Origin of the sequence: Lentilitoribacter sp. Alg239-R112 (assembly GCF_900537175.1) — a bacterium.
GTDB lineage: Bacteria > Pseudomonadota > Alphaproteobacteria > Rhizobiales > Rhizobiaceae > Lentilitoribacter.
In genome coordinates, this window is record NZ_LS999833.1 from 1494975 (window position 1) to 1509966 (window position 14992).

General features: G+C 43.8%; 14 protein-coding genes. 4 read left to right on the forward strand and 10 right to left on the reverse strand.

Features of this window, described 5'->3' with window-relative positions; all coding sequences use genetic code 11:
- Positions 1 to 223: 223 nt before the first annotated feature.
- Together G3W54_RS07620 and rpoZ are read right to left on the reverse strand one after the other, a co-directional pair.
- Entirely contained in the window at positions 224 to 2461 is a 2238-nt protein-coding gene (locus G3W54_RS07620; RefSeq protein ID WP_162652487.1) for a bifunctional (p)ppGpp synthetase/guanosine-3',5'-bis(diphosphate) 3'-pyrophosphohydrolase, read from the reverse strand.
- A 108-nt stretch (positions 2462 to 2569) separates the two neighbouring features.
- Positions 2570 to 2980 (reverse strand): DNA-directed RNA polymerase subunit omega, encoded by a 411-nt coding sequence (gene rpoZ, locus G3W54_RS07625; RefSeq protein ID WP_162652488.1) that lies wholly within the window; start codon positions 2978 to 2980, stop codon positions 2570 to 2572.
- A gap of 173 nt (positions 2981 to 3153) precedes the next feature.
- Here rpoZ and G3W54_RS07630 point away from each other — a divergent pair, with 173 nt between their 5' ends.
- Positions 3154 to 3816 (forward strand): uracil-DNA glycosylase, encoded by a 663-nt coding sequence (locus G3W54_RS07630; RefSeq protein ID WP_162652489.1) that lies wholly within the window; start codon positions 3154 to 3156, stop codon positions 3814 to 3816.
- Between the two features lies 1 nt (position 3817).
- Here the strand turns inward: G3W54_RS07630 and smpB are convergent, their stop codons facing one another.
- Together smpB and dapA are read right to left on the reverse strand one after the other, a co-directional pair.
- Positions 3818 to 4303: an SsrA-binding protein SmpB gene (smpB, locus tag G3W54_RS07635; protein WP_162652490.1), complete on the reverse strand. Its 486-nt coding sequence runs from the start codon at positions 4301 to 4303 to the stop codon at positions 3818 to 3820.
- Between the two features lie 11 nt (positions 4304 to 4314).
- Positions 4315 to 5196 (reverse strand): 4-hydroxy-tetrahydrodipicolinate synthase, encoded by an 882-nt coding sequence (dapA, locus tag G3W54_RS07640; RefSeq protein WP_162652491.1) that lies wholly within the window; start codon positions 5194 to 5196, stop codon positions 4315 to 4317.
- Positions 5197 to 5457: 261 nt separating this feature from the next.
- On the opposite strand from dapA, the gene G3W54_RS07645 reads away from it, so the two are divergent.
- Complete coding sequence (locus tag G3W54_RS07645) at positions 5458 to 7527, forward strand: lytic transglycosylase domain-containing protein (protein ID WP_244627857.1); 2070 nt, start codon at positions 5458 to 5460, stop codon at positions 7525 to 7527.
- A gap of 114 nt (positions 7528 to 7641) precedes the next feature.
- On the forward strand, positions 7642 to 8421 hold the full coding sequence (locus G3W54_RS07650; RefSeq protein WP_162652492.1) for an alpha/beta hydrolase: 780 nt from the start codon (positions 7642 to 7644) through the stop codon (positions 8419 to 8421).
- A 31-nt stretch (positions 8422 to 8452) separates the two neighbouring features.
- Here the strand turns inward: G3W54_RS07650 and G3W54_RS07655 are convergent, their stop codons facing one another.
- Positions 8453 to 9031 carry a hypothetical protein gene (locus G3W54_RS07655; protein ID WP_162652493.1) on the reverse strand — a complete coding sequence of 193 codons (579 nt, stop codon included), beginning with the start codon at positions 9029 to 9031 and terminating at the stop codon, positions 8453 to 8455.
- A 16-nt stretch (positions 9032 to 9047) separates the two neighbouring features.
- On the opposite strand from G3W54_RS07655, the gene G3W54_RS07660 reads away from it, so the two are divergent.
- Positions 9048 to 9533, forward strand: a complete 486-nt coding sequence (locus G3W54_RS07660; RefSeq protein ID WP_162652494.1) for a hypothetical protein — start codon at positions 9048 to 9050, stop codon at positions 9531 to 9533.
- Positions 9534 to 10177: 644 nt separating this feature from the next.
- Here G3W54_RS07660 and G3W54_RS07665 read toward each other — a convergent pair.
- From G3W54_RS07665 to G3W54_RS07685, 5 genes are all read right to left on the reverse strand, one after another.
- Positions 10178 to 11245, reverse strand: a complete 1068-nt coding sequence (locus tag G3W54_RS07665) for a porin (protein ID WP_162652495.1) — start codon at positions 11243 to 11245, stop codon at positions 10178 to 10180.
- A 620-nt stretch (positions 11246 to 11865) separates the two neighbouring features.
- The gene (locus G3W54_RS07670; protein WP_162652496.1) at positions 11866 to 12783 is read right to left on the reverse strand and encodes a 2-dehydro-3-deoxygalactonokinase; all 918 of its coding nucleotides are present in this window, start codon (positions 12781 to 12783) and stop codon (positions 11866 to 11868) included.
- Positions 12764 to 13435 (reverse strand): RraA family protein, encoded by a 672-nt coding sequence (locus G3W54_RS07675; RefSeq protein ID WP_162652497.1) that lies wholly within the window; start codon positions 13433 to 13435, stop codon positions 12764 to 12766. Before G3W54_RS07675 ends, G3W54_RS07670 begins: the two co-directional genes overlap by 20 nt.
- On the reverse strand, positions 13428 to 14480 hold the full coding sequence (locus tag G3W54_RS07680; RefSeq protein ID WP_162652498.1) for a C-terminal binding protein: 1053 nt from the start codon (positions 14478 to 14480) through the stop codon (positions 13428 to 13430). The genes G3W54_RS07675 and G3W54_RS07680 overlap by 8 nt, the downstream gene beginning before the upstream one ends.
- The gene (locus G3W54_RS07685) at positions 14473 to 14967 is read right to left on the reverse strand and encodes a lactoylglutathione lyase family protein (protein ID WP_162652499.1); all 495 of its coding nucleotides are present in this window, start codon (positions 14965 to 14967) and stop codon (positions 14473 to 14475) included. Before G3W54_RS07685 ends, G3W54_RS07680 begins: the two co-directional genes overlap by 8 nt.
- Between the last annotated feature and the right edge of the window lie 25 nt (positions 14968 to 14992).

Consider the following 14992-nt stretch of genomic DNA (forward strand, 5'->3'; position numbering starts at 1 on the left):
TAAGTCCAATATCTAAAGTAAACGGCTCAAAAGCCGCGAGTTGAATCTCCACCGCGCACCAGTGTCATAACTCCAAATCGATCGCCAGTTCAACGGCTAATCACACATATGTTTTAATTTTAGCCACTAAGCTGGTGCGAGCCTAAATCTTATTATCCAACACTTATGTTGATAATTCGACAATTCAATGAAAATACTGTGATCTCACCGAAATTTTATCAGTCTATTCGTAGACCCGCTCTGCCGATGAAGTGAATGGAAAGGCTTTTAATTGTGCAAGCAGTTGATTGAGTTGCTTAAGATCCCAGATCATTAAATCAAACGTCATCTCTTTAAAGTCAGCAGCAGATACCATAATCAGGTTTTCAATATTTGCGTCCGAACTTGCAATTGCTGACGAAACTTTGGCAAGAACACCTGGCTCATTCACGACCGTAACAATAATACGCGCAGGAAAACGATTTTCGCTCGCCTCATCAATATCCCATCGGATATCGATCCATTTTTCTGGCTCATCTTCAAATGCTGATAGTTGTGGAGCTTGTATGGGATAGACAACAATGCCCTTACCTGGTTGTACAATCCCAATAATGCGATCGCCTGGCACAGCTCCTGTCGGGCCAAATTCCACGCCCATATCGGTATCCATGCCTCGAATGGGCATGGCATTTTTTGATTTAGGTAGTATCTTTTCCCGGCGCCCTCTTTTCGCCTTGGCAGATTTTGACAGACTTGGAACTTTGAAAATCAATCCCGCAGCACTTTTAAGGTTAAACCAACCATCACTGGTTGGTTTTCCGGTAGATTTGCGCTCTTCTTTATAATTTGGAAACACAGCAGCAATAACATCTAATGATGTCAATTCGCCACGACCAATGGATGCAAAAATATCATCAACCTCTGTGTGACCGAGCTTAGAAAGAGTTGGCACCAAAAGTTCTGGAGAAAAGTCTTTTCCAACTTTCTCAAATGCGCGAACCAATATTCGTTCACCCAAATCCTTATATTGTGCTCGCATAGCCGTACGTGTGGCCTTGCGAATGGCTGATCTTGCTTTGCCTGTGGTAACGATCTTTTCCCATGCAAGCGGTGGGACCTGCTTCTCGGATCTAATGATCTCAACCTGATCACCATTTGAAAGTTGAGTTACCAACGGCATGGATATGCCGTCAATCTTGGCGCCAACACAACTATTGCCAACATCTGTATGAACAGCATATGCAAAATCAATCGGTGTTGCCCCTCTTGGTAATGCAATTAAAGCTCCATTTGGCGTGAAACAAAATACTTGGTCATGGAAAAGTTCAAGCTTTGTATGTTCTAAAAATTCTTCGGCGCTGTCACCTTCAGATAGAACATCCAGCGTTCTACGTAACCAATTATATGCATTCGATTCTTCTGAAATTTGAGGCGTTTTACTTTCAACCGAAGCATCTTTGTACAACGAGTGAGCCGCAACGCCGCGTTCAGCAATAGCATGCATAAACTCGGACCTGATTTGAAGTTCAACACGCTGACGAGATGGGCCCACAATTGTGGTATGTATGGATTGATAATCGTTTTGTTTGGGAGTGGATATATAATCTTTAAAACGTCCGGGCACCACCGCCCATCGCGTATGAATAATACCCAGTGCGCGATAACAATCGGCTGTATCGCTTACGATAATTCTAAACCCTACAAGGTCAGATAGCTGCTCAAATGAAAGTGACTTGGACTCCATTTTTCGAAAAACAGAGTATGGTTTTTTCAATCGGCTTTTGACCTCGACTTTAAGATCATTATCCTTGAAAAGCTTGCCCAACCCCTGCTCAATCGTTGCGATCACTTCTTTGTTCTGTTCAGACAATTCAGCCAGACGCTTAGTGACCATTTCATAATGTTCAGGATGAGCATATTTAAACGCAAGCGCTTCCAGCTCTTCGCGCATGCCCTGCATACCCATGCGGCCGGCAAGCGGACCATAAATATCACGCGTTTCCTCAGCAATACGCTGCCTCTTTTCAGGTGGCACGTGATCAAGCGTCCGCATATTGTGCAATCGGTCTGCCAACTTAACGAGCAAAACACGCACATCGTCAGCAACAGCAAGAAGTAGTTTCCGCAGATTTTCAGCTTGTTTTGCCTTACGCGAGATAAGATCGAGCTGCTCGATCTTCGTCAATCCCTCGACCAGGCGCCCTATCTGCTCTCCAAATAGCTCATCGATCTCCGCTCGTGTGGCGCTGGTATCTTCAATCGTATCATGAAGCAATGCAACAACAATTGTCGCCTCATCAAGCTTCATTTCTGTCAAAATAGCGGCAACTTCTAGCGGGTGCGAAAAGTAAGGGTCTCCACTTGCCCGCGTCTGCTTACCATGTTTTTGCATTGCATAAACATAAGCTTTATTGAGGATTTCCTCATCAGCATTAGGTTTATACGCTTGCACGCGCTCTATAAGCTCGTACTGGCGGATCATTTATGAGCAGCTCCGTTATTAAGACAAACAAAAACCTAGCCAAAGAGCGTGAACTCTATGGCTAGGTCATAAACATCTCACGAATTCCGCACTGGCGGAAGAGAAAAATTAATAGTCGTCACTTTTTTCAGGTGGCACAAGACCTTGTATACCTGCAAGCAACTCTTCTTCTGTCATGTTATCAAACGTAACTTTTTCAGGACGCTCATCTTGAACAATGATTGTATCGCCAGCAGCAACTTCTTCGACAACATCATCTTCAGGAATTGTATTCATTTCAGGCTCATCAACTTCAACATGTTTTTGAAGCGAATGAATAAGATCTTCTTTTAGATCGCCTGTTGAAAGTGTTTCATCAGCGATTTCACGCAATGCTACAACTGGGTTTTTGTCATTATCGCGATCAACTGTGATTGATTCGCCTTGCGAAATCATACGTGCGCGATGACCTGCCAATAGGACAAGTTCAAACCGATTATCTACTTTATCAATGCAATCTTCGACTGTGACGCGTGCCATGTCATGTCCTCTGCAAATTATTTATGATTAGAATTATCCCTGCGATAAACTGAATTGCCTCAAAATACAAGTTTTTTAGGTAGATCTACGCCAATCAATTGTAGTTTTTTGTCCGCTATATTATTGACTTTAGTAAATCAGAACAAAATTATGCGGCAATCAGGTACTTTTTTATGACCAATCTCATTACAGACCCAGACCATGATTGCGAGATTTGCCCTCGCTTGAGATCATACATTCTTGAAACGCGCGCAAAGTACCCAGACTGGTTCAACGGTCCCGTCCCCACATGGTTGCCACCAGACGGTGCAAAGAGTGTAAAAATGCTCATAGTCGGGTTAGCCCCAGGAATTCGTGGCGCTAACCGAACAGGAAGGCCTTTCACGGGTGATTACGCCGGTGATCTACTATATGCAACTTTGAAAAAATTTGCCTTTACTAACGGTGAATTTGGCTCATCAGTTGATGATGGACTTACGCTGAAAGAAGTAGCAATCACCAACGCCGTTAGATGTGTACCACCCGAAAATAAGCCAGTTGGACAAGAGATAAACAATTGCCGTCCATTTCTGGAAGCAACACTTTCATCATATACAAACCTGAAAGCAATTGTCACTTTAGGAAAAATCTCACACGATAGCACTATTCGCACACTTAATGAGCGCGTATCGCAACACCCATTTGGTCATAACAAAGTCACACAAGTTGGCCGTCTTAAAGTTTTTTCAAGCTACCATTGCTCTCGCTATAATACCAATACTGGCCGTCTGACCGAGAAAATGTTTGAAGCCGTATTCCGTTCAGTGAGAAATTACATTGATAGCGAAGCCAAATAGATTATCCGCGATCACGAAGCAGCTTAGCTTTCTGCTTGTTCCAATCACGCGCCTTCTCAGATGCCCGCTTATCATGAAGTTTCTTACCTTTACCTAATGCTAGTTCGATTTTTGCCCGACCTTTTTCATTAAAGTAAATTTTGAGCGGTACAATTGTCATGCCCTCGCGATCGATAGCATCGTTATACTTCTTCATTTCCCGCTTGCTCATCAATAACTTACGGCGACGACGCGGCTCGTGATTAAATCTATTGCCTTGCAAATACTCAGGCAAATATGAGTTGATCAACCATGCTTCGCCGTCTTCAAATGTTGCATAGGATTCAGCAATATTTGCTTTCCCTTCACGCAATGATTTGACCTCTGTTCCCGTCAACATAAGACCAGCCTCTAAGTTCTCGGAAAGCTCGAAATTATATCTAGCTTTCCGGTTTTCAGCCACTATCTTTTTATTAGGATCTGATTTCTTTTTCTTCTTAGCTGCCATATGAGTCCACTTTAGGCCTCTATACCGACATGCTTCAAAGCTAAATCAATTTTCTTAGCAGTTTCCGGCGTGACCGGAAGCATCGGCGAGCGAAGTGTATTTTCCATACGCCCCATTTTGGATAGGGCATATTTTACACCCGCAACACCAGGTTCAGCAAAAATAGCATCATGAAGCGGCATCAACAAATCTTGCAACTCTAATGCCTTCGGGAAATCGCCAGCGGCAAGAGCTACTTGAAATTGTGAACAAAGCTTAGGCGCAACATTAGTTGTTACAGAAATACAGCCAACACCACCGTGGGCATAAAAACCCAGCGCAGAAGCATCTTCCGCAGACATCTGGCAAAAATCAGGCCCACACGCGGCTCGTGTTTGTGTTACGCGAACCATATCAGCGGTCGCATCTTTTACACCAACAATATTAGAAAAATCTTTTGTCAACGCTGCCATTGTGTCCACACTCATATCGACAGCACAACGACCGGGAATATTATAAACCAAAATCGGTAGTTTTGTTGCTTGTGCGATAAGCTTGAAATGTTGGTACAGTCCGGCTTGCGTTGGTCGATTATAATAAGGCGTGACAACTAAAAGCCCGTCAGCACCGCATTTTTCTGCATGAAGCGAAAGCTCAATTGCCTCTATTGTATTATTTGAACCTGCACCGGCAATGACCGGAACTCGACCATCCGTTTGCTCAATACAAATTTCCACGACACGGTTATGTTCATCGTGGGATAAAGTAGCAGATTCACCTGTTGTTCCAACAGGCACAACACCGTTGCTACCTTCACGAATAACCCAATCTATATGTTTAGAAAATGCGGCTTCATCTACATCATGATTTGCATCAAATGGCGTGACTAAAGCTGGCATGGAACCACTAAACATTACAATCTCCTAGTACCCAGTTCAATTCGGGAATAAACTTGCATAAATGCTTCAAATTTTCGGCACCATAATCTCAGCAGGCACCCGCCGCAAGCAAAACAATCAAGTTTTGAAATTTTAATATACCCGTGTTGCCAATTTGTAATTATTTCAAGTTTTGGTTAACCAAATAAGGTTTTGTTAAGATTTGTTTCATCGCTTGTCGTTAAATTGCCACTTAATTGTTTATTGTGAAGACATCAAACTCATTTGGAACAAAATATGTATAGCCAAAAACTCGGTAAAGCTGCCTTTATAATCGCAATGCTTGCAACATGTGCAAGTTATGCAAACCCGCTTCCGCCGGCAGATATCCCCGTTCCAGTTCTACGTGATCAGAATGCTATTATAGCACCGACAACAACCGACGCTCAAATAACCGGCGCAATCGTCAAGTCGTCATTTGTACCTGCGGTGAGTGGTTCGTTGCAATCAGGCTTAGATGCGCTCGGGAAAAAAGATCAGAATCGCGCACGCGCTATTCGCAATGGAATGCGAAAAAACTCGCAAGATCGGCATATTTTAACCTGGGCGATTTCCCAATCCGGACTAAATGATATACCATCATCCGAGATTGCGATGGCAATGGCTGAACTTAAATCATGGCCTGGTTTAACCACCCTGCGTTATCGTTGGGAAAAAGCCCTACTTAAAGAAAACCCTCCAGCCAACACCGTGATTGCTGCGTTTGGCAATGCGAAGCCGAAAACAGCAGAAGGTGCAATAATTTTAACCCGCGCATTGAAAAGCAAGGGGCGAAAGAAGAATGCCCGAACTGTATTACTACCATTCTGGCATAATGAGCGACTTGACAAGAAGGAAGAAAATTTAATTCTAAAAGAGTTTTCTTCTCTACTCAGCAAAGCAAACCATAAACGACGCATGGATATGCTTTTATATCGAGATCGGGTCACCCAAGCAGAGCGCTTTTCCAAATTAGCTGGTGCAGAATCACTTTATCGAGCGCGTGCTGCGACCATACGTAAACAACCTAAAGCCGATAAGCTTATAAAATCCGTTCATAGAAGTTGGCGTAAAGATCCTAGTTACCTGTTTACAAAAATTGAACGCGCGCGACGAGAAGAGCGTTTCAATGAGGTTGCTAAACTCATTGTTAAAGCACCAAGAGACCCAAACAGCCTGATAAACCCGGGCGAATGGTGGGTTGAACAACGTATTGTCAGCCGAATTCTATATGAACGCGGAAACGCTTCCGCTGCCTATAAGATAGCAGCAAACCATCTTGCTGTATCAGAACGAGATCGGATTGAAGCGGAATTTCATGCGGGATTTTTCGCATTGCGAGGCCTCAAAAAACCCAATACCGCCATCAAACACTTCTCTAAAATTCTTGATTATGCCACGACACCAAAGTCAAAATCGCGAGCATGGTATTGGCTTGGTCGTTCCGCAGAAGCGAAAAAATCTAAAAAAGCATCCGAGTATTATCGCCATGCATCGCAATATCCAACGGCATATTATGGCCAGCTTGCAAGTGCGAAATTGAATATTAAAAATCTGAACGTTAGATACCCAAAACCAAGTTCTGCTGACCGCAGAAACTTTGCATCACGCGATTATGTACAAGCCATCAAGAAACTTGAAATAAGCGGGCATGCTTGGCGCAGTGATCGACTATACCGTGCCGCAGCACAACAACTTACAAGCCCGGGCGAACTGGCTTTGTTAGCCGCAATGGCAGAAAAACGTGGCAATTACCAACTTGCATTGCAAGTTGGGAAAATTGGTTACCGACGCGGTCTGGATGTGGCGGCCCTCGCCTTCCCTCTAGGGGCCATTCCCAAAAAGGCCAACATATCCGGCACTGGAACAGCTTTAGCATATTCTATCGCCCGCCAGGAAAGCACATTTAATAAAGCAGCAATATCGCCAGCAAACGCCAGAGGACTATTGCAGCTTCTACCGGCAACTGCAAAGACCGTTGCGCGAACATATGGGCTTAAATACTCAAAATCACGGCTGACCACAGACGCGGCCTATAATGCGACATTGGGTGCTCATTTTCTAAATGAGCAAATTGCAAACTTCAATGGCTCCTATATCATGACCTTTATAGGCTATAATGCCGGCCCTCGCCGCGTACCCCAGTGGATCGCACGATTTGGAAATCCACAGGGAAAAAGCATTGAGCATGTCGTCGATTGGGTGGAGATGATTCCATACACTGAGACGCGAAATTACGTTCAACGCGTGATCGAAAATTATCAGGTTTACAAAACCCGCCTCGGTCAAAAAGCAAACATCATAAAAGACTTACGATTCGGTCGTTGATCTGGTTATTTGATGTACAAAGAGCATTATTTTCAGTCAGATGACGGCCTAAAATTGTATGTCCGCGATTATTCTGCAAACAAGCAAGAATTAAATACCAGGCCAGTCGTATGCTTGCCAGGACTGACAAGAAACTCAAAAGATTTTCATAAATTAGCTACTCACCTTTGCAACAGCAGTAAAAAATCATACCGTGTCATCAGCGTTGATTATCGTGGACGAGGCAAATCTCAATGGGATGATAACAAAGCCAACTACAATATTTTGCGTGAGGCACAAGATGTTCTCGGTATTCTCAATTGGCTACAAATCGCCAAAGCAGATTTTATTGGCACCTCACGCGGCGGCCTCATCCTGCATATTATCGCGACTATTAAACTAGATATAATCTCATCGATTATATTTAATGATATTGGACCAGAACTAGAGCTACAGGGCCTGCTCGATATCAAGAAATATCTTTCCAAATCAACGCGGCCAAGAAGTTGGGCTGACGCGGCATCTATCCAAAAAGAAATACATAGACTTAACTTTCCCGCGTTTGGTGACGATGATTGGATGGACATAGCGAAAGATATCTATATCGAAAAGGATAATAAGATTGTTGCCGACTTTGACCCGACTATCGCGAACTCCATATCTGATATCAATCAAGATACGGAAGTACCTGCACTATGGGATCAGTTTAAACTTCTTAGCAATATCCCAATCCTTACGATAAGGGGTGCGAATTCAAGCCTACTTTCTAACCGTATTGTCGAAAAAATGAGCGACATGCATCCTCAACATTCAAGCATTACAATGCCTGGGCAAGGACATCCTCCAAATCTAATGGGAGATGGGATAGAGTATAGTATTACCGATTTTCTCAACTCACCAAAAAGCCCGGAATAGGCCCGGGCTTTAATGAATGATCTAAAATCTCTTAGCTGGAGCTGGGCACGTCACCTTTGGCAGCACGTTTAGAAAACTCTGTTGTACCACCTTTGGCCAAAACTTTAGCCTGCTTAATCCAATCATCGCGTTCTATTCGACCCTTGAATGAAAGTTTCTCATCAAACTCCGTAACATCGGCCTTCTTCCATGCCGCGATTTGTGAATAAGAGGTTATACCCTCCTTCGCTAGCTTGGTTTCAATCAACTTTCCGACACCTTTTATCAGCTTCAAATCATCTGGTGTAGATACCTTTTTCGCCGTTGACTTCACAGCAGCCTTCTTCACGGAAGCTTTAGGTGCCGCTTTTTTTGTAGCAGTTTTTGCTGCAGAGGCCGATTTTATAAGGGCTGCCTTTTTAACAGGAGCCTTCTTAGCTGCTACCGGTTTCGCTGAAGTAGTCTTGGCCTTTGCTTTCGCCAGTGCTTTTGCTTGAGGCACCCATTCTTCCCGCTCAATTCTACCTTTGAAATTCAACTTCTCGTCAAACTCCGCTATATCTGCCTTCTTCCACGAGCCAACCTGTGCAAAAGTCGTGATGCCTTCATTATTGAGCCTTGTCTCATTCATCTTTCCGACGCCTTTAATGAGCTTCAAATCATCGGCAGTATTACTTGCGGCAACAGTTTTTGTCGCAGCACGTTTTGCTTTAGTAGCCGAGGCATTTTTCTTAGCTTTAGTTGCTTTTGCAGGTGCCGCTTTTGAACTCTTTGCCACCGATTTTCCGGTGGATGTCTTGCTTGCTGCATTAGATTTGGTTGCTGGAGACTTCGCCTTAGTTCCCGTTGATTTTTTTGTCGCTGGGGTTTTCGTCTGCGTATCCTTATCTGCAGCTTTATTATTGCCTGTGGACACGAACCCTGCTGAGGCAGCAGATACGCTTTCATTAGAGGTACTCGACGCAGAAGATGAACCTGATTTGGTGTCCAATGCAGTATTAGAACTACTATCCTTATCAGGGCAGCCAAACGACATCTTCAATATTCTGCCAACCAGCACTCCTATTACAAATGCAACTATAATTAATATAGCCGTTAAAATTACCATCATGATGATGCTCCACCCCTTTTAATATTATTTATTATGCATCGCTGCATTTATAATTAATCCAACCAATGACCGCTCCAATGACGAAAGCTGCCAAAAGCCATATCCAAATATGTGCTATTAAGTGCCCTAACATTTCTTACCTCCTATCCCTCTCTAGCTAGAGGGTATACCAAAAAATCACGTCTGAATAAACAATGGTGAGCCACTGATATATTCAACGCTATTTGTCACCCGGCAAAATATGACAAGCTTTAGGCTTCCAAGCAAGAATTTTTCATTTTCAACGAAAAAGAACGTCAAATATCAGAATAATATTCTCAATAATTCATTTTAGATTGATTATTGGCATTAAACTGTGGTGTCGCAGGAACCTACAAGACAAAATTCAATTGTCAGGCCTAGCTCCTCACCAGTGGCAAGTGTTGGGTTATTTGACTCACTATAGAACCAAATCGCAAGTGTTGTAAGAAGGATGGTACTCACAAGACCAGGCCAAAAATATTTGCTGAATTTTTTAAACATACTCTACGTTAGCAAAAATAATTGGACTTGGAAAAGTATAAATATACATCCACACTTAACTCAGCCAGTCAATGCTAATTGAAAGCACAAAAAAACCCGGTGGAAAAACCACCGGGTTCTCAATGTAACTATCTAATCAGGAGATTAGAAAGAACGTGTCAAACGGAAACGTACTTCTGTACGGTCTGTAAGAGCAGCATTGCCTGTTGTCGCAGCATTGTTGAAATCCCAATACTTAACGCGAGCGTCAGCAACTAGACCTTCAACGATTGTGTATGATGCAATTGCAGAAATACCATATGCATCACGAGCGCCAACATTTTGGATGCCATCAGCAAAATCCGCTGCAAAAGCGATGTTCAACTTATCAGTTGCATCAAAGCCATAACCAACACCGAATACGTTTTTAGCACCTGAACCGAATGAAGTACCAGTAGTACCAGCTAGACCAGCAAAGTTACCGTTACCTTTTTCAGACCAAGCATAGTATGCGCCAAAGCCCATGTATGAAAGTTCGATTTTAGCACCTGAACGACCACCAGCAGTAGAAGTATTGTCGCCATCATAACCGTAGAACAATTTAACGCCAAGATCACCAGCAGCGAAGTCTACACGCGCAGCAATATCACCAGCGATTGTTTGTGGAACACCAGTACCTGTAGTAGTACCAGCTACAGCTTGTACGTAAAAAGTAGCTGAGTCTAGAGCAACTGTGTACTGAACTTGGTTACCAGTAGAACCTTCAGGGTTGAAGAATTGCTCACCAACGATTGAAGAATCGTAGATTGAACCGTTCAAACCAATGTTAAATACGTTACCATCACCAATGCTGATGTGTGCGCGGTCAACATTCAAACGACGAGCAGCAGTAGTTGTACCAGTTTCATCCAAACGAACGTGAGCAGCAAGTGTACCTAGCTCTGTTGATGAATTTGCATCAAGAGTAAGACGAACATCGTGATCAAAAGTAGTAGTATCTGCAGCTGAACCACCTGATACGTCAGTGTATGTTGCTAGCGCACGAACATAACCACCGATTTTTAGGCAAGTTTCTGTACCAGGAATGTAGAAGTAACCTGTGCCGAAGTCTTGGCAAACTTGTACGTATTCTACTGGCTCTGGATCTGCTGCTACAACTGCGTCTGCAGCTTGTGCACTTGAAGCTGCTACTACTGCAGCTGCTGAACCGATAAGTAGGCTCTTAATTGTCATAATTGACCTCCAGTCAAAAGTTTGGGCGGGTTTGAGAAATGCTAGAAACAGCAACCCCTGTCTCAATCCCTAATTATAATATTGAAGATAGACGTTACCCGCCACGCTTCGAGATTGAACATAGAGGCAGTGTATTGAATATCAATCGAGAAATAGGCTGTGAAGATTTATTCAATGCAGCTTAGGCCTGACTTGTTGCACAAATGACACAATTTTCTTAGTCACGCCTGTTATATTTAGAGTCTGTTAACAAACTAAGGCTGAATGTTACCAGTCGTAACCTGTCGTGAACATTGAAAAGGAGTGTTTTGGCTGTTTCATGGAGAATCGATCCGGAGTTGAGAAAACTGAGATAAATCCTTGTAGAGAGCCCACGGAACAGAAATCGTGTATCATTGCTAATATTTGCCAGACCGTGGTCAGGCCATTGCAAGTCTAACAAGCGCGGGCTTACAATAAGGGCAAGGCTATAATTATACGGCATGTCAATTCTTACTTCAGCTCTGACCCCATTGTTACACGCTATAACCAAGATCTTCCAATTATATGAGTACCCGCGTTGGTTCGAGCCCACGAGGAACCATCATCATCAAGAATCTCAAGTGCTGTATTTTAACTTCCTATGATATAAGGCCGGCTGTTTTGGCGATCAAGAAATGTCCGCGTGCAACAATATCATCGGGTGCTCGTTTGCAATTTAATTCGGTGACATCTAACGCGATTTCATATTTATCTGCCAGATTATCATTACCGATAATTGTAACGGGTCCCACAATAGATTTATGATCAACACCACTTATCTCAGCACCAATAAGCATGCCCGATAGATAATCCTCTACCATTTCGCCGGAAATTTTATTGAAAAGCGGCAAGGTTCGAACATTAAAAAGATCGTGTAGAAGTCGCGCTCCTTTTGATAGACCTGCTTGTACACCCATCCGGAACCCACCTTCATGAAACGGCCCTTCTTCCATCAATGTACGGAGAATTGTATGTGTTCGGAGTGCACTAAATACCTCTCCTGTCATGAATGTCGCATAATTTTCAATACGATCCTTTTTAACAGTAATCCACTTGCTATGTGTGCCGGGCAAGACAAAAGTTCCATCACAAATACCAAGCGCTGATGCACCAATGATCTGGGTTTCCTCGCCGCGCATAACGTCAGGGGCTCCGTTTTGCTCGGTTGTCATGCCTGTAACAAACTGTATGGTCATACCGCTTTCCGTATTAAACGGAACAAGTGAATCTGCCAATTCTGCCGCTCCGGATGGGACATTCACATAGGGTGTTTCTACCCAACCATTTCGACTCGTTATCATACCCGATGCAATAACAGGGATAGGACCATTTGCGATCCAATTCTGAACTAACTCGCCAAAGACAGTTTCAAAATCTCCATTTTCAATATGCATGATCCCTTGAGGTTTTGAAATACTATCCAATACTTCACCCCGCGCACCTATTAAAAAGGCGCGCAGAGATGAGGTACCCCAGTCTATACCAATCAAGGTCGGTTTAGATACGGCCAAATTCATTCAGGAGATCCTCAACAGTTTTGCCTTTGGCAACCCATTTTCTAGTTTCTTCTTCTCGATCTGCCTGCTCTTGAGCAAGTTTAACAATCTCTTCGGCCTTTTCTAAAGGTATCACGGTAACACCCATTAGGTCTGCGACGATAAAATCACCAGGATTTACGATAACACCACCGCAAGCTATTGGGACATTGATTGAGAGCTCTTCTTTCCGCCCTGAAAACATGGTGTGTGTGCCGCGTGGCGTAATTGCACGGGTCCAGATTGGCCACTTGATATCTTCCAACTCATCTGTATCTCGACCAGCGCCATCAACAATCATCCCGCGAATGCCGCGGTTTTGTGCAAGGCCACCCATGAGCCCACCACAAACAGATGTGTTTAAATCACCACCAGCATCAACAACAATCACATCACCCGCCTGCCCCATTTCAAGAGCTTTGAGCGGATCAACAAGATCTCCTTTGGAGAGCTGCACAGTCACCGCTTGTCCAGTGACCTTGGCACGAAAAGCAGGTTTGATGCCGCTATCCATAACGCCAGTACGATATTGCACATCCGCAAAAATTGCCGCAGCTGAATAAGCTTCAATGACTTTATCAAACTTTTCTAACAAATCCGGACGTCGGTCAAAATCATTAAAAACCTTAAGCATTCTTTTTTTCCTTTATATTTTTTTCTGCGCTCAGCGCATCTGCATTTACCGGATAATCCGGAGATTGTTTTGTGAGAACTTTAGCAACCTGCGTCGCAGCCGTAACCCGCGCAGCTTCAATGGATTCTTCTGAATAATAAGCTGCATGTGGCGTGACCAAGACGTTTGGCAATGTGAAAATAGGATTATCGACGGGTGTCCAATTTGCGCGTTTTGCCGGCTCCTCTTCAGGATCGTCTAAACCGGCAGCTGCAATGTGACCTTCCGTCAACGCATGATAAAGTGCAGCATTATCAATCGTTGGGCCGCGCCCGGTATTAACAACAATCGCGCCAGGCTTCATTGCCGCAAACTCGCTATATGATAGAAAATGCTTGGTATCTGGCGTCATTGGAGCTTGCATCAAAATATAATCTGAACAGGTAAGAAGTTCTGATTTTGAGACCAATTCAACACCGTATTGTGCAGCATTTTCTGGCGATAGAAACGGGTCGTAAGCAATCACCCGGACTCCAAAGGATTTAGCACGTTCGGCTATGGCTTGCCCAATTTTGCCAAATGAGACAACACCCATTGTGCGATCACGCAAACGATAAATTGGCTTGCCGCTTTGCCATTGCCAAATACCATTGTGGGTCGCCCGATCATAATCTGGCAGTTTACGCGCTAAGGTTAGCCACATTGATATTGCATGGTCAGCAACTTCCTCTGTGCAATAATCTCGCACATTAGTGACCAAAATACCTTTTTGAGTTGCCGCATCGACATCAACAATATCGACCCCGACACCGTATCTGGCGATAACTTCGCACTTTTGCATCCGAATAATCGTATTTTTTCCAATACGAGCATATTGATTGATCATCGCCGCACAATCTGCCGCTGCATCGAACAAATCTTCTTCTTTCTTGCTCTGAAGGGGGACAACCTGTGCCCCAACAGTTTCAAGTATCTCACGCTCGATATCGACATTGCCGTAATCATAATCAGTGATCACGACCTTCGGGCGATCTTCCCTGACTGAAATCGGCTTAAAATCAGACATAGGCACCTGCCGAATAGGTCAACTCATATGAATGGCTATAAAGTTCAAAGATATTGCCGAATGGGTCTTCCATGTAGACCATGCGATACGGCTTTTCGTCGGGATAATACTTACGCACTCGGTTCATACGCTGTTTACCGCCCAGCCCCTCGATGATCTTCACACGTTCCTCAACATTTTCATCTTGAACGCAGAAGTGAAACAGGCCTCGACGCCAATATTCAAACGGGCGCTCCTCTTCAACTGTGTTTGGAAATTCAAAAAGCTCGATGCCTGTGCCGTCTGCCATAGAAAGATGGGCAATACGAAACGAACCCCAACCTTCGCCAAAAACATCGTCGCACATTTGGCCAATGGCGCTTTCGTCGTGTTGAATTTCTGTTGGGCCCATAATGACGTATAGATCAAAAGCTTTTGAGTAGAACTCGACGGCCTTTTCCAAGTCTGGAACTGTGATACCAATATGAGAGAATGTGAGTGCGACCATGTGATGGCTCCTTAATTAAGTGAAA

Excerpts from the sequence above, each read along its gene's own strand:
- G3W54_RS07620 (WP_162652487.1), bottom strand. The coding sequence starts at position 2,461 with ATGATCCGCCAGTACGAGCTTATAGAGCGCGTGCAAGCGTATAAACCT.
- rpoZ (WP_162652488.1), bottom strand. The coding sequence starts at position 2,980 with ATGGCACGCGTCACAGTCGAAGATTGCATTGATAAAGTAGATAATCGG.
- G3W54_RS07630 (WP_162652489.1), top strand. The coding sequence starts at position 3,154 with ATGACCAATCTCATTACAGACCCAGACCATGATTGCGAGATTTGCCCT.
- smpB (WP_162652490.1), bottom strand. The coding sequence starts at position 4,303 with ATGGCAGCTAAGAAGAAAAAGAAATCAGATCCTAATAAAAAGATAGTG.
- dapA (WP_162652491.1), bottom strand. The coding sequence starts at position 5,196 with ATGTTTAGTGGTTCCATGCCAGCTTTAGTCACGCCATTTGATGCAAAT.
- G3W54_RS07645 (WP_244627857.1), top strand. The coding sequence starts at position 5,458 with ATGTATAGCCAAAAACTCGGTAAAGCTGCCTTTATAATCGCAATGCTT.
- G3W54_RS07655 (WP_162652493.1), bottom strand. The coding sequence starts at position 9,031 with ATGAATGAGACAAGGCTCAATAATGAAGGCATCACGACTTTTGCACAG.
- G3W54_RS07660 (WP_162652494.1), top strand. The coding sequence starts at position 9,048 with ATGAGCTTCAAATCATCGGCAGTATTACTTGCGGCAACAGTTTTTGTC.
- G3W54_RS07665 (WP_162652495.1), bottom strand. The coding sequence starts at position 11,245 with ATGACAATTAAGAGCCTACTTATCGGTTCAGCAGCTGCAGTAGTAGCA.
- G3W54_RS07670 (WP_162652496.1), bottom strand. The coding sequence starts at position 12,783 with ATGAATTTGGCCGTATCTAAACCGACCTTGATTGGTATAGACTGGGGT.
- G3W54_RS07675 (WP_162652497.1), bottom strand. The coding sequence starts at position 13,435 with ATGCTTAAGGTTTTTAATGATTTTGACCGACGTCCGGATTTGTTAGAA.
- G3W54_RS07680 (WP_162652498.1), bottom strand. The coding sequence starts at position 14,480 with ATGTCTGATTTTAAGCCGATTTCAGTCAGGGAAGATCGCCCGAAGGTC.
- G3W54_RS07685 (WP_162652499.1), bottom strand. The coding sequence starts at position 14,967 with ATGGTCGCACTCACATTCTCTCATATTGGTATCACAGTTCCAGACTTG.